A 14,129-nucleotide genomic window follows, 5' to 3' on the forward strand; every position below is an offset into this window, starting at 1 on the left:
GATGCTGAAGAAACTCCACCGCTGGTTCTTGACCACTCCCCATCTGCCGCGATCGCTTGTGGCTTTTGGTCTGAGTCTGGCTGCCCTTGCCCTCTTGGATAGCAGTGCTAATCTTGTCCTCGCTCATCTAAAAGCAACTGCCCCAAGGTTCTTTGCTGGCTTGGTTGCTGGTACCTTTGATACTGGCTTTGCCCCAGAGGTGTGGCTCTCGGTCATCGGCCTCACCCTCGGTACGTTAATCATTGTGATTTCCATTGCGGCGCAAAATATCCCCAAAATTACTGAACTGTACATGCAGGACTGGACGAGCCTGATCTATGTCTGGTGTCTGGTTTTGGGGGGTGCCCATATCTTCTACATCAAGGTTTTGCAGGACTTGGGACGGCATCCTGTCGGCAGCATCCTGTTGAATTTATACGGCCTCTTGCCCTTGGCAATTTTGACGGCCCTCCCCTACATCTTCTACATTCTCAAGTCCATCCAGCCAGAAAGTGTGGCTCAGCAAATTTACCGCCGCCAGTATCACTACATGAGTCAACTGGGCATTGTTCTCAAGGATGGGGTGTCCTATCAACCGCAGTTTTTGCGCCGTAGTCAGGCTCACCTGATCGCGGGATTGAACCAATTGGATGATTTGCTGGCCTATGTGGCGTTTCGGGGAGCGCAGGCCGAGATTATTGGTGCAGTCAGTGAACTGCTTCAGCACTACATCAGTTGCAAGCCCGACTACCCAGCCTATTTCTTTCGCCTCAGCGGTGCGGTGATGGGGGATATTGCCTTCAAGACGATGTTTGACCAATTTAGCCAGATTGAAGAGAACCATACCTTCTATGAGCAAAAGTGTTTTCGGCTCCTCGGCAATGCCTATGTGCGCTTTTTGGAGGAGGAGCAGTTTCCTCTCGCGTCGCTGTGTGGCTCTGAGATGTGCGCGATCGCCCACCGCATTCTCAGTATGGGGGATGACATTTTGCTGGACCTAATCATTATTCGCTTTAATACAATGATGCGCTTTGCCATTAAACACGGCAGTCGTTACAACGAGGCACGCAATCTCTATAACTTGGCCTTTCACTATCGGCGGTTTATTGAGAGTCTGGTGCATTACCAGCGCCCCCAGCTCACCCAAAAGTGTGTGAATTATCTACGTGCCTACGGGAATGAAGTCTATGAGTTAGCACAGAATAGTCCTGCACTGTATTTCATTGTTGATGTCTTTGCCGCTGAGCTAAAGAAGGTCTTAATCTTGGTGAACGAGCAGCAGTGGGAGGAGCGACTGCAACTGGAACTCTTGGAGGAAATGCTTCGCCTAGATAATCCACCGGAACTGCGTCAACCCCAAAATGGCGATCGCCCCTATGGCAAAAGTACAGGGGTTCGCCTCCTACAAATGGGACTTGCCCTCTTTTACTTGGCACGGCAGCAACCTCAGTTTGCGCAGCGGATTGTTGAGGATATGGTGGAGGATGCAGCGGTTCTCGGCTTGGCGGGGTTTAAGCGTCTCTTTCAGCAAAATTGCGATCGCCTGCGCCAGGCTCAGCCCAAGTTTTGGGAGGACACCGATCGCGGCAATGCCAATTTGTACTACTCAGAACACACCGAGCAACTGCCTGCCCTACAGACCCTTGTGGATCGCGCTTGTCACGCTCTGGAGATGACTCAGTCGTCCTAAAGCATGGTATAGTAATAAGTCTGAGGGCGAGTGGCGAAATGGTAGACGCACTACACTCAAAATGTAGCGGGAATACCCCATGTCAGTTCGAGTCTGACCTCGCCCATTTCTGAAAACCTAGTCTGGTAGCGGGTTTCCAAAGCCCCTAACTCTGAAAAGGTTGGCCAAGGCGAGCGCATTTGGCGGTTCTGGATAGGTGCTTGGGTATTGTCAGGGTATCCAGCGATTATCCGACGCCGGAAACGATTAGGGAAAGACATGACAGAGAAGTGGTCTATTCCTTGTTTTTGCAGTGAATGGCCTTCTTGTCTATGAAACTTACGCTGGAAAACTTTAAGGGGTGCTACCGGTGTCGGTTCACTATCGCTGGCAAGCGCCATGCTGTCTATTTTGGCACTAGGGACTACGCTACGGCAGTTCGATTGCATCGAAAGCTCCAAAATGACGTGCTGAACGGCACCCTGAATCCCGATCTAAAGAGTTATTCCCTGCGCCACAGTCTTCTGGTTAAGAGTTCCCCTGCTCAGCCCAAGATAACCTTGCAAGGGCTTTGGGATAGGTGGGTAGAAACCCTAAACCTAGAGCCGGCGGTACGACACAACCACTACCACTGGACAAGAGCAGCTATCCCCGGAAAAGCACTGTGGTACGAAACGGCTTGGTATCTCAGAAAATCTGCTGAATGGTCTGCTAGCACTGCTCGCTCCCGTCTCTCGATGATTCGGCGTTGCGTGGATTGGGGCATAGCGACTGGCTTAATTTCCGGGGAGAATCCTTGGGGTTCCGTTAAGCTGCGATGCAAAAGAAGGCAATCGCGGATCAAGCCGTTCAGTAGAGCAGAAGTACAGGCAATTGTTAAGGCGTTTAGCGAGGATACTTTTTGCTCAAAAACCGCCAATACTAAGCACTCCTACTATCTCCCTTTCGTGAAATTCCTATTTACCTATGGCACTCGACTGGGAGAAGCTGTTGCTCTCACTTGGGATAAAGTTCTTTGGGAGAACCGGTTAATTGTTATTGAGCAAACCGCCAGCCGCAATCTGAGTCAATCCCCAACCTCGTCAAGACTCGTTCTCAAGGAGACGAAAACCGGAGAAATCCGTTTTCTGTATCTGACTGCCACCATGGAAGCAATCCTGAGGGAGCTAAAGGAGACAAGCGATAGTCCCTATGTGTTTCCCGGCAGGCGGGGCGGATTGCTTGACGTCAATTCCTTTAGGAAGGCGTGGCGTAGGGTTTTAGAGGGGCTGGGGATTCCCTACCGATACCCCTATCAATGTCGCCATACTGTTCTATCCCATGTGGCCAAAGAGCATGGATTACCTGCTGCGGCTGAATTAGCAGGCCACAAAAGTCTTGAGATGGTGACCCGACATTATGCGAAGTTTGTGGGCTGCCAAGCTGATATTATCCCGAATCTTCTAGAGGAAGACTCTAGATAGCTGCACTAAAAAAGAGCGGCACTTTAACCAAAGTGTCGCCAATCTAACTTTGTAAAGGGGTGGAAATAATGCAAGCAAAAATCATACTGGACTTTGATCACAATTTAGCTGAGTTATGGTTCAACGGTGAACCGATTCTTGCCGGTCACTGCGAATTGTTCCTCCCAGTACCCTACTTTTCGGATGGGTACTGGCAGCTTTCTCCTTATGTAGCGCGAGTCTCAGAGCTTTTCTATTTCACTGGGGGGATTAGGCCGTTTTCGCAGGTAGATTTTGTTCTTTGCGATCCTGATTATTCTTTCCCAATTGAAGAAGCTAAACGAGTCTGGGCTAACAAGCCAACACCCAACCCAAGACTCATGGCTCTAGTAGCTGAACTCTTGAAACGCACTGATCGAGACGTTCTGTGTTTCTTGCAGTCCCGTTACTCTGCGGAAGAAATTTATAAAGCCATGAAAAGGAGAGATTCTGATGCATAGAAAATTTATTCCATCTTCCAAGACGAATCCTTGTCCTGTGTGCGGTCGAACCAAAGATGGGGATTGCCGCATTACCCCTAACAGGCAGCTTGTTCTGTGCCATTCATACTCTGATTCCTTGCGGTTATGGGAAGAAGTTAATGGCTGGAAGTTTATCGGGCTGTCCGATAATCCACTATGGGGCAAGTTCATCAGGGCAAAAGAAGATTGGCAAAAGCCTTGTCGTCCAGCGGGAAAGCGGTATTGGGACTATTATGACAGCCGAAATCAAAAGATTATTCGCGTGCACCGCCAAGACTTCGGGGATGACCGCCCTAAGCGAATCTGGCAAGAGTCCTTAATAAAGGGACAATCCCCCGCAGAAACGTTAACGTTTGCGCTGCCCTACCGCTATACAGAGTGCATATCCGCCCAATCCCAAGGGCGCCCCGTATTTTGGGTGGAAGGTGAAGCTTGCGCTGACAGCTTATGGGATATAGGCATTGCTGCAACGACGACTATTGGCGGCTCTGGCCAATACAGGTCCCACCAGTACCGCAATCTGTTTGACGACAAAGCGCTAGTTATATGTCCGGATTGGGATGAAACGGGCTTCAAGTACGCAGAAGCTGTCGCCCAAGATTATCCTGAAGCACGCTGGCTGTACCTTGATATTGCCTTCGAGAGAGGCCTCTCTATTCCCAAGAATGGTGGTTTTGATATCGCTGACTGGATTGATGCTCTTGCTGCAAAGGGACTGGAAAAGGATGAAATAAAACAATTGATTCTCAGGTCGACAGAGAGCCGACGGAAGGGGTTTGCGCCTACCAATACCCCTGCGGATGACAAGCCCAGGGAATTACTGGACTATGAACTGCTAAAAAATCGGTTTGGAGACCGACTGCGCTACAATCTGCTGACCAAGGAAGTGGAACTGGATGGTCAGCCGATCGAGGTCAGCGAAGCAAAGCTCCTGTTTGCCATTGACCATGCAATCAGGCTGAAGTCCACCAAGGATGACATCGCCAGTATTTCTACAAAGCTAGCCAAGGAGCACGCTTACTCTCCAGTACGGGATTACTTAGAGAGGGTTTGGCTATCCTATCGGTCAAACCCCCATCCCCTAGAATCCTTGCATCGGCGAATTGAGACATATCTAGGTTGCGACAACAGCGTGCTGCGTTTACTTGTCATTAAAACTTTGGTGGGAGCAGTGGCGCGCGCCTACGAGCCTGGAGTTAAGGTGGACACCATCCTAATCTTGTGCGGTCCTCAGGGATACCGTAAATCTTCCTTTTGGCGCGCTTTGGCCAGTGCGGCATGGTTTGATGACTCGCTGGACCTGGAATCTTTGGGCGATAAGGATTCGCGGTTACAGTTACACGCTTCTTGGATAGTCGAATTTCAGGAGGCGGAACAGATGTTCGCCACTAAGCAACAGCGAGGAACGCTCAAAGCTTTGCTTTCGACTTGCCGAGACCGGATTCGTCGCCCCTACGGCCGGGTCTTTGAAACCCTAGAGCGTCACTTCGTAGTGGTTGGGACAACCAATCATCTTCAATTCCTCGATGACCCGACTGGAAATCGCCGTTTTTGGATAGTTCCGGTGCGCGCCCCCATCCCCCTGGAGAGGGTAGAAGCCGAGAGAGACCAAATTTGGGCCGATGCGGTCGCTCTTTACAAATCCGGTTTTGCTTGGTGGTTGTCTTCGTCAGAACAGCAAGCTGTTTCGGACTTGACCAGCCGCCACGAAAATGAAGACCCGTGGCAGGAGCCGATTGCCAACTTCCTCGCGGCGCGCTCAGAAACAACCATGGCAGAAATTTTTTTCAGAGGTGCTGGGCGTAGAGATGTCACAGCGAGAACAGTACAAACAACGACGAATTGCCGCAATCCTGCATCAGCTTGGCTGGGAGCGGCGGCATGGGATGCGCGGCAAGAAATGGGTGAAGACGGAACCGCAACAACTTAACAGCCATGGTAGTTCTGAGCAAACGGATAAACACCGCTCTCCCTTTATTCAAAATTTTGATCAATACGGGTCATTAGGGTCATATGAGTCATATAGTACTCAAAAGCCAGACAGATCAAGCACTTCTGGCGATGACCCCTCTGATGACCCCTATAACGGCAAGGTGGGTGACGGGTCATTGGGAGATGACCCCAACGCCCATCATGACCCCCCAAAAAAAGAGGAATTTTGCCAAGGGGTCATAATAGAAACCTCGATTTCTCAAGCCTTGCGCCGACTGGACGACCCTAATGACCCATTTGACCCCTCGCAAGTACTCTTTACTCAAAACTATCTGGGGACTGGATCTGACTGGGACCTGTATTGCGATGGGTATGAATGATGTGATGGCTTTCGCGAGTCTCATTTTCTCGCTTAAGAATAAATATCAAGACTTTTGCCAAGGAGAGAGATGGTGCTAGCGGTTTTTCCTTTCTGCTTGCTAGAGGGATTTGGTGCCGCGAAGCCCCTGCCCTATCCTTCGTCCTAAAGAACTGACGAGGGGGGGATTTGGCTCGATCTAACACGTCTTAACTCCGCCCCACCTATAGGGTCAGCATGGGCACTCAAGGGGAGTCTGAGCCGTGATCCAGTAGCCTGCACTGCCGAGGATTTTATGCGCTATTACCGATACTGAGTTTCTCGGCTGGGAGAGGGTGCTTACCTTCTTACTGGGTCAGTACCGTCTCATGTGCTTGCTGATCGTTTTTTTGGTTTGCCTAACCCATAGGGGGGCACAGTTTTTTTTTGGGATGAGTGAGTATGGTACGTTTTGGGTATAGTAGAGGGAATATGCACTGCTCTGTCAAAAACTGAATTGCGAGGGGATAACCACTCAAAATGTAGCGGGAATACCCCATGTCAGTTCGAGTCTGACCTCGCCCATTGATTCAACCCCCGCCAAAGACTTGGATATTGGCAAAGGCACACACCGGTGAAGCGTGACCGACACGAATGGCTTGATTGGGTTCGCCTTTACCACAAAACGGTGTACCAAAAATACCGAAGGTGGAGGCATCTCCCACCGCAATGAGGCTATGCCAAAATTCAGGGGTGGTACCGCGATAGTTGGGATTGCGCAGGGTGCGGGTCAGGCGGCCATTTTCAATGCGCTTGGCATATTCACAGCCAAACTGAAATTTGAGACGGTAGTCATCGATTGACCAAGAACGATTGGACTCCATGTACACCCCCGACTCAATGTTGCCAATGATCTCGGCAAAGGACTGTGTCCCTGGCTCAATATTCAGGTTCGCCATCCGGTCAATGGGGGGACGATTCCAAGAACAGGCACGGGCATTGGCAACACCAAGGACACCCGCTCGCTGCTGACTTTCAAGGCTGCCCAGACCGCGCAGGAGGCGTCCTTCCTTGATGAGATAGATGCGTTCAGCCGCCACCCCCAAATCATCAAAGGCATAGCTGGCCAGTTCACCGGCAACGGTCGGATCAAACGTGACGTTCAAGAGGGGGGAGCCGTACTGCCGCTGCCCAAAGTCCTCAAGGCGAATAAAGCTGCTGCCGGCATAGTTGCGCTCATCCCCCAAAATGCGGTCTAGCTCTAGGGGATGACCAATGCTCTCGTGGATTTGCAGCATCATTTGATCGGGGGCGAGTACCAGTGTTGTCGTTGTTTCTGGGCACTCTTGGGCACTGAGGAGTTCAACGGCCTGCTCGCCAATGTGGCGGGCGCGATCGCTCAATTGATCAGCCGTCAGCCACTCTAGCCCCCCTTGATAGCACCGCGCTAACCAACCATGATCGGTTCGCTGCTGCACTACCCCTGCCCCCTGAGCCGTGGCGCTCATATCGGTGAGCACTTGATAAAATTGCTGTTCAATTTGACTGCCATCACTGGTCAACCACTGAGTGGTGGTCTCTACAGTTTGCACAAAGGCACGGGTTTGCACAATGTCGTCACTGACTTTGAGGCAATGGCAAATGTCCTTGAGGAGGTGATTCAACTCAGCGGCTGAAAGTTGGTCAAAAGGTTGCTGCTGGGGCGATCGATAGTGTCCCTTGCCCTTGCCCCGTGCCGCTGGCGTAAAGTTAAAGACTCGCCAATGGGCAGCGGTTTTCGCCTGTTGATAGGCCTGCTGAATCGCCCGATGGATAGCACTGGGTTGCAAATTTGGGGTTGCTGTATAGGCAAATTGACCATCGACGAGCACCTCAACCATGACACCCCGCTGGCGCGATCGCTGGTTCATTTCAGGATGTCCATCCCGAGCACTGCGAGTCGTGACAATCTCCTCAACGTAACGCAGCCCAAGCCAATCAAGGGGTAAATCCACCTGATTCAAAAGGGCGGTGAAATTCTTCGGTGTCGTCATGGCAGCGTGCTAATTTAAGGCATGGTAAAGTTTGAATTCTTTTCCATGCTAACGGCTTTTACTGCGGGGCTGGCTCTCATCACGATTTCTGAGCTGGGAGACAAGACCTTCTTTATTGCCATGATTTTGGCGACCCGTCACAGCAAGCGGTGGGTCTTCCTTGGAGTATGGGCGGCTTTAATTGTGATGACACTGCTTTCAGTGGCCGTGGGCAAGGTCTTTCAACTTTTACCGCAAGAGTTGACCTTCTATGCGGCGATTTTGCTCTTCACCATTTTTGGTCTCAAGATGCTAATTCAAGGCTGGCGAATGGGGGATAGCCCCTGTGAGGATGAGTGTGAAGCGGCAGTGGAAACCGTTGAAAAGGCGGAAGCCAATCTCAGCCGTTGGGGCAGTAACCCTGCTTGGGTGACTTTTGTGGAGGCCTTTAGTCTCACCTTCATTGCTGAATGGGGCGATCGCACCCAAATTGCAACGATTACCCTTGCTGCCGCGAGCCATGCCTTGGGCGTTGCCCTTGGTGCCATTGTTGGCCACGGGATTTGTGCCGCGATCGCGGTTCTAGGCGGCGGCCTGATGGCTGGACGCATCTCCGAACGGACATTGACCTTGGGCGGTGGTGCCCTATTTTTAATCTTCGCGATTGTTACCGCCTTGCAAGGGATGCCAAGGGCTTCTTGAGCCGCTTCTGAATCTAGAACTCCAATTGGTTATAGGAGGCGGCCAGAGGTGGCAAACTCCTGCACCGCAGCGCGCATAAAGTCTTCAAGGGAGCGTACCCCGGCTTGATCCTCGAACACCTTCGGCAGATTGTTTTGGATTTTTTCGCGGATAAATTGGCGATACTCAGCACTTTGACCCAGTTCAATGGCTTTTTGAATATAGGCAGAAACATCTGGTGCAATTAATTCCGGTAGCTCTAGGAGTGTGAGAATACCAGCGGTATGCCGCCCCCGCATAAAGCGTCCTGGTGTGGTCACCATAGGGACTTGGGCATAGTAGAGGGCTTCAAGGGTAGAATTCCCCCCTGACCATTCAAGGCTGTCTAGGAAAACATCGAGACAATGCAGCATTGAGGTAAAACCATAGAAGTTTAAGGGTCGGCAGAAGAAGCAGTACGCCCTATAGTCAAGGTTTTTGGCAGCAAAAGCTCGTTCTAGACGTCCTTCAAACCGCTGGCGGCTGTTTTTGGTCATAAGGTGGCTTATAAAGACAAATTGGCAATTCCCCACTGCTGCGGCAATTTCGGGATAGATGTCGTCAAACTGGGGGAGATACTTGAAGACACTTTGCAGGCAACCGTAGATAACGGCATCGCTTTTGAGGCCGAATTCCTCCCGCGTAATGGGCGATCGCGGGTCGGGGGGTAGCGGACTAAAGGCAATCCCCAAATTTTTTAGCCTGATCAGCTTTTCTGTGTAATGCGTTTCGCCATCGGGCGGTTCCATCAACTCACTACTGAGGAAATAATCAATTGTGGGTAAGCCAGAGGTGTCGGGATGCCCCCAAGACATACATTGAATCGGCGCTAATTTCAGAGCGGCAATCTTGATCAGTTCCAGATCCATGCCCAGTTCGGGGAAAATCACTAGATGTAATTGATCGGCACGAATCTGCTCAAACCATTCTGCGGGTGATTTGGTGCCCATGACAAAGCGATGGCAGTAGGTTTTTGCTTGCTCCGTACAGCGATCGCCATCATCTCGCACGTAGTAGCCATAAAGCTGAAATTGTGCTTTATCAAGATGTTTAAGCCAGCCGTGGAGCAGCAACTTCCAAACCGTATGCCCACGAAAGTGCCCTGAAACAAACCCAATCCGTAGAGGTTCATTGGCCTTCACTGGTGGCATTGGGGGGCGTTCTTTGGCGGCTGGAATCACACTGGTCATGATTTCGTAGATCATCTGCCCATACTGTTGTTGGACATCGCGGGTTTCTTTCCCTTGATAGGGCAGTAAAAATGTATTCACATTCCCCAGCCACTTCGAGAGATATTGTTTCTTATCTAAAGAGAAACTCTGAAACGTTTGATAGAACTCGGCAACGGATTCTCTGATTTTTTGACGGCAATCCTGTAGCTCTTCTACATCTTTATAAACGTAAATCAAGTACCTCGTACACTTGAGAAAGTCAATGCCAATTTGCCAGTCAGGTCTCAGTTCAATCGCTTTTTCGTAGGCTGCTAGTGCCTGTTGTAAATCACTATCAACACCACTGATCATGCCCAACAGGTACCAACATCTTGCCATGGTAGGATCCATTGCTAAGGCATGGTTGAGGGCTGAGATCACTGCTTGATACTCATTCATCCTCCACTTATCAATCGCCAGTTTTTCCCACCCCTTGGCAAAGGCAAGGTGGCCTTTTTGTTGAGTCGTTCTTGCAATGAACTCTTCGATACACCCCATAACCTGAAACTTAGCAATCCCGACGGTATAAGCGCATGTATTTGAGGATAATCTCCCGTGCCTTCGGGCGTAAATCCCGCTTCAGTTGCGGATTTTCATCCACGCGATTCACCGCTTGCCAGACTTGACACCAACTGACATCAAAGAGGGTTTGTGCTTCCACAAGGCCGCGTACCATGGCGATCGCATAGCTTTCGGGGTCACGTTCCTGTGCCATATTGAGAAAAGACATCCCCCGCTGTGGTTGAAAGTAGTTGTCCATTGCTGTGAGATACCCTAGGGCCATTAAGTCATCGGCGGTAAGGCTTTCCAGCGGGATATTTTCAGGGGTCGTACCCTGTCTTAGGGCAAGATAGGCGCGGTAGGCTTGACCATTGGCTTTGCCGTTGAAATCCCAGCCGAGGGCATTGATCAGGGCAGCTTTGTGATCTGTGGGAACCTGCGGCGAAGAGAGCCACTCCGACATTTTCAGATCAAGGCGGCCACTGCGCTTGGCTCGCATCACCATGGGGACATCGGTATAGGCTTCGTAGAAGGGGGTGGAGGTCAAGGGCGAATCTGCTCGCCCACTGTATTGAAGGCAGACCACCGTTGTCAAAGCAAGGGCAGTCGCTAAAAGAGGAGATTTCATGGACTTGGCCTCCAAAGAGTTATTGGGTTTGCAGTTGCGATAGACCCGCCCCCGGATAGTAGGTGCCTAAAATTTGCAGGTAGTTGTAGCCGCGCTTGCCCAGTTCATAGGCACCTGTTTGGCTCATGCCACGCCCGCCAAAGACATCGCGCACAATGTCGTCGGTTGCTGCATACATCGAAACCATCACTCGTCCACTTTTGGTGAGGACAATGCCCCGTGTGGCTTGGACTGCCGCTTGAGTGGTGTTCCACTCGGTTTCAATCCCACGATACACCTGCCAACGCTCGTCGTTCCCCAGATCAAAAAAGCGGCTGGCGGGTTGAAACATTTGGGCAAGGGCATAGGAACGGGCAGCGATCGCTTGGGCTTTGAGGGTTTCCATTGGCCAGTCGGGATAGACCTCTGAACCCACCACACTCACGAGGTATTGTTCCAAGTCCACTTGATTGACGGCTGTAACCGTGTTTCCCTGAGCAATGAGGCGCACCACACCGCGATACCATTTATCGCCAACAAACGCAAGTTGATTGCTGGGGCGAATCCAGAGGGAGGGGGCAAGGGGTTGGCCATTCCAGAGCAAAAAGCCATCGCGGGCTGTGACCACGACCCCTTGGGAAGGGGTAAGCTGCGTCATCACCTGCTGTTGATCATTCGTAACAGCCGTGGCGACAGCGGTGCCAACGGTCAGTTGACTTTGATCGCGGGCGATCGCCACCCGCACTTGAGGGGCAGGGCCTTGGCTCGGAGGCACGGGTTGCAGGGCAGGAGGGGGCACTGTGGGCAAGATTGCCTTGGCGTGGGTAGAGGCAGCCGCTGGTGGTTGGGGGACTTTGTTGGGGACAGTTGCTAATAGGGGATCGCGGCCATCCAAAATCGGCCGAGGCAGAGGTCGTTCAAGTTGAATTGGGTCAGGTAAAGGAATTGGCTCTGAAAGAGCAATCGGTGTCGGGGATAGGCTCCGCAAAAACCAGAACCCTAGGCTCGCACTGGCGATCGTGGCCATCATAAAGGAAATGAGCAAGGGTGAGTGTCCTCGCTTTGTCCCTTGGAACAGAACCCAGCCCATTCAGGTGTCATCTCCACTAGCACCTTGCCTATTGTATAGGGGAGTACGGAATTTGCCATGCAACATTTGCTGGTTTAGGGCAGAGAGGAAGCTGCTACCCGTTGTAGCCATTGCTCCACCCTATCCCCATAAACAGCTAAGCTATACTCCTGTTCCGCCTGCTGCCGACAGGCCGCCCGATCAATTTGATCAATCTTGCCAATGGCAGCAATTAAGGCCTCGACAGAATCCGGGGTAATGAGAAACCCGGTTTGACCATCACGGACAATTTCACTCGGCCCACCGCGATCGTAGGCAATGACGGGAACGCCACAGGCAAGGCTTTCGATGACAACGTTGCCAAAGGCTTCGACCCAGCGGGAGGTCAGCAACAAAGCGCGACAGCGCCGCAGCTGTGCTTGCATTTCCCGTGTTGGCAAAAAGCCCAGATATTCAATGGGGGCGTTGGGGTAATCTGCTTGAATGCGCTGCCAATAGTCTATATCTTGCAGTTGCCCCATGATTTTCAAAGGGGTACGGGTGACATTGACGGCAGCGACAGCATCTTCGAGACCCTTTTCAGGAGCAATGCGCCCCAGCCAGCACAGGGCATCCTCTGGCTCTGCACAAAAGTCATAGAGGGAAAGATCCAGACCACTGCCCAAACACACGCAGCGATCGCCAAAAGGGAAGGTGGCGGCTTGGGTACGGGTATAGACACTAATGGTTTCCGGATAGTCATCAATGACACGGGCGATCGCCTGATCCATGACATCGGAAACTGAGGCCATGCTCACCAGATGCCCCACAGGACGGCTGAGAAAAGGCGTCAGGTAAAAGGGCAGCCAGTCGTAGGCAAAGTTGACAATGACATCAAATTCCTGTTGAAGCTGCCGCACCCGTGCCCACATATTGGCTAACACACTATTGGGGGGCAGTGTAATCGGTTGATCGCGGGTTTGATGCTGCGCTGGCACTTGAAGGGCACCCGCTACTGGTTCAATGGTTGCCGCCACTGGCAAGTGGGAACCCTCGGGGGCAAGGATGTGAATGGTATGCTGGCGATCGCCCAAGGCCTGAGCCATATTGAGGATCGTCAATTCAACACCGCCCCCTTTTCCTGTACCCAGAGGGCCAACCGAAGTGGAAACAAAAAGCAGCTTCAGAGGTCAACTCCTAGCGCAGAGCCTCAGCACCCGCCACCACTTCGAGAATCTCTTGGGTAATGGCAGCTTGACGCGCTTTGTTGTAGGAGAGGGTGAGGGTTCCAATCAGCGCTTGAGCATTATCGCTCGCGTTATTCATTGCCGTCATCCGCGCTGCCAATTCCGAGGCGGCGGCTTCTTGCAGTGCCCGTAGTAACTGGTTATTCAAGTACAGGGGCAGCAGGGCATCGAGAATTTGCACGGGATCCTGCTCAAAAATCATATCGGAGGGCAAAGCGGGCAAGGTTGAGGTGACTTTCTCGCGGTTAACTTCCAGATGTGAACCCCGCGTCGTCAGCCGAAAAATCTCATCATCGGGCGCCTCTAGCCCTTGGGGATCGAGGGGGAGCAGGGTTTGGACAACGGGCTTTGAACTAATGAGGGAGACAAACTTGGTGTAGATGAGTTCCACCCGATCCACCGTTTCCGAAAGAAAGAGGGAGAGCAGTTCACTGGCAATTTGACCCGCTTCACTGGCAGAGGGGATTTGCTCTAGGCCAGAGTACACGGCATCAATGGGATAATTACGGCGCTGGAAGTATTGGGCTGCCTTGCGACCAACAATCACCAGAATATACTTGACGCCCTCGGCTTCGAGTTCTTGGGTACGCTCCTTGGCACGGCGAATAACGTTGGTATTGTAACCGCCGCACAACCCGCGATCGCCCGTCACCACCAGCAGCGCCACCGTCTTCACAGGACGCTTGGCCAATAGCGGTAAATTGGCATCCTCAAAGCGTAGTCGGGTTTGCAAGCCATAGAGCACCTGAGCTAAGCGATCGGCAAAGGGACGGCTCGCCATAACCTGCTCTTGGGCACGGCGAACTTTTGCTGCCGCCACGAGGCGCATAGCTTCGGTAATTTTGCGGGTATCTTTAATCGTTTTGATGCGATCGCGAATAGCTTTGAGATTGGGCACGGTAA

At 51.8% G+C, this 14,129-nt stretch carries 11 protein-coding genes and 1 tRNA gene; 6 read left to right on the forward strand and 6 right to left on the reverse strand.

Annotated features, from left to right (window positions below; genetic code table 11):
• Position 1 precedes the first annotated feature (1 nt).
• The 5 genes from RHH27_RS03435 (at position 2) to RHH27_RS03455 (ending at position 5,541) form a co-directional block, all read left to right on the forward strand.
• Positions 2 to 1,669 carry a hypothetical protein gene (locus RHH27_RS03435; RefSeq protein ID WP_302676815.1) on the forward strand — a complete coding sequence of 556 codons (1,668 nt, stop codon included), beginning with the start codon at positions 2 to 4 and terminating at the stop codon, positions 1,667 to 1,669.
• A gap of 24 nt (positions 1,670 to 1,693) precedes the next feature.
• Positions 1,694 to 1,775 (forward strand) — tRNA-Leu (locus RHH27_RS03440).
• A 205-nt stretch (positions 1,776 to 1,980) separates the two neighbouring features.
• A complete protein-coding gene (locus RHH27_RS03445; RefSeq protein WP_310745007.1) occupies positions 1,981 to 3,111 on the forward strand; it encodes a site-specific integrase in 1,131 nt (376 codons plus the stop codon).
• A 68-nt stretch (positions 3,112 to 3,179) separates the two neighbouring features.
• Positions 3,180 to 3,590, forward strand: coding sequence for a hypothetical protein (locus RHH27_RS03450; protein ID WP_310742756.1), 411 nt, complete (start codon positions 3,180 to 3,182; stop codon positions 3,588 to 3,590).
• Complete coding sequence (locus RHH27_RS03455; protein WP_310742757.1) at positions 3,583 to 5,541, forward strand: VapE domain-containing protein; 1,959 nt, start codon at positions 3,583 to 3,585, stop codon at positions 5,539 to 5,541. Before RHH27_RS03450 ends, RHH27_RS03455 begins: the two co-directional genes overlap by 8 nt.
• A gap of 929 nt (positions 5,542 to 6,470) precedes the next feature.
• Here the strand turns inward: RHH27_RS03455 and RHH27_RS03460 are convergent.
• A complete protein-coding gene (locus RHH27_RS03460; RefSeq protein WP_302678850.1) occupies positions 6,471 to 7,913 on the reverse strand; it encodes a TldD/PmbA family protein in 1,443 nt (480 codons plus the stop codon).
• A gap of 45 nt (positions 7,914 to 7,958) precedes the next feature.
• Here RHH27_RS03460 and RHH27_RS03465 point away from each other — a divergent pair, with 45 nt between their 5' ends.
• Positions 7,959 to 8,594 carry a TMEM165/GDT1 family protein gene (locus tag RHH27_RS03465; RefSeq protein ID WP_302678851.1) on the forward strand — a complete coding sequence of 212 codons (636 nt, stop codon included), beginning with the start codon at positions 7,959 to 7,961 and terminating at the stop codon, positions 8,592 to 8,594.
• Between the two features lie 29 nt (positions 8,595 to 8,623).
• Here RHH27_RS03465 and RHH27_RS03470 read toward each other — a convergent pair whose 3' ends face one another.
• The 5 genes from RHH27_RS03470 to RHH27_RS03490 form a co-directional block, all read right to left on the reverse strand.
• On the reverse strand, positions 8,624 to 10,222 hold the full coding sequence (locus tag RHH27_RS03470) for a hypothetical protein (RefSeq protein WP_302678852.1): 1,599 nt from the start codon (positions 10,220 to 10,222) through the stop codon (positions 8,624 to 8,626).
• A 109-nt stretch (positions 10,223 to 10,331) separates the two neighbouring features.
• Positions 10,332 to 10,952, reverse strand: a complete 621-nt coding sequence (locus tag RHH27_RS03475) for a hypothetical protein (RefSeq protein ID WP_302678853.1) — start codon at positions 10,950 to 10,952, stop codon at positions 10,332 to 10,334.
• A 19-nt stretch (positions 10,953 to 10,971) separates the two neighbouring features.
• A complete protein-coding gene (locus RHH27_RS03480; protein ID WP_302678854.1) occupies positions 10,972 to 12,021 on the reverse strand; it encodes a SpoIID/LytB domain-containing protein in 1,050 nt (349 codons plus the stop codon).
• Between the two features lie 74 nt (positions 12,022 to 12,095).
• Positions 12,096 to 13,085: a glycosyltransferase family 4 protein gene (locus RHH27_RS03485; protein ID WP_225901691.1), complete on the reverse strand. Its 990-nt coding sequence runs from the start codon at positions 13,083 to 13,085 to the stop codon at positions 12,096 to 12,098.
• 91 nt (positions 13,086 to 13,176) lie between these two features.
• Positions 13,177 to 14,124 (reverse strand): F0F1 ATP synthase subunit gamma, encoded by a 948-nt coding sequence (locus RHH27_RS03490; protein WP_149820854.1) that lies wholly within the window; start codon positions 14,122 to 14,124, stop codon positions 13,177 to 13,179.
• Positions 14,125 to 14,129 lie beyond the last annotated feature (5 nt).

Source organism: Thermosynechococcus sp. PP555 (genome assembly GCF_031583225.1).
In the GTDB taxonomy this organism is placed as follows: domain Bacteria; phylum Cyanobacteriota; class Cyanobacteriia; order Thermosynechococcales; family Thermosynechococcaceae; genus Thermosynechococcus.

Coding starts and splice junctions, on each gene's coding strand:
- RHH27_RS03435 (WP_302676815.1), top strand. CDS start 2: ATGCTGAAGAAACTCCACCGCTGGTTCTTGACCACTCCCCATCTGCCG.
- RHH27_RS03445 (WP_310745007.1), top strand. CDS start 1,981: ATGAAACTTACGCTGGAAAACTTTAAGGGGTGCTACCGGTGTCGGTTC.
- RHH27_RS03450 (WP_310742756.1), top strand. CDS start 3,180: ATGCAAGCAAAAATCATACTGGACTTTGATCACAATTTAGCTGAGTTA.
- RHH27_RS03455 (WP_310742757.1), top strand. CDS start 3,583: ATGCATAGAAAATTTATTCCATCTTCCAAGACGAATCCTTGTCCTGTG.
- RHH27_RS03460 (WP_302678850.1), bottom strand. CDS start 7,913: ATGACGACACCGAAGAATTTCACCGCCCTTTTGAATCAGGTGGATTTA.
- RHH27_RS03465 (WP_302678851.1), top strand. CDS start 7,959: ATGCTAACGGCTTTTACTGCGGGGCTGGCTCTCATCACGATTTCTGAG.
- RHH27_RS03470 (WP_302678852.1), bottom strand. CDS start 10,222: ATGAATGAGTATCAAGCAGTGATCTCAGCCCTCAACCATGCCTTAGCA.
- RHH27_RS03475 (WP_302678853.1), bottom strand. CDS start 10,952: ATGAAATCTCCTCTTTTAGCGACTGCCCTTGCTTTGACAACGGTGGTC.
- RHH27_RS03480 (WP_302678854.1), bottom strand. CDS start 12,021: ATGGGCTGGGTTCTGTTCCAAGGGACAAAGCGAGGACACTCACCCTTG.
- RHH27_RS03485 (WP_225901691.1), bottom strand. CDS start 13,085: ATGGCTCAGGCCTTGGGCGATCGCCAGCATACCATTCACATCCTTGCC.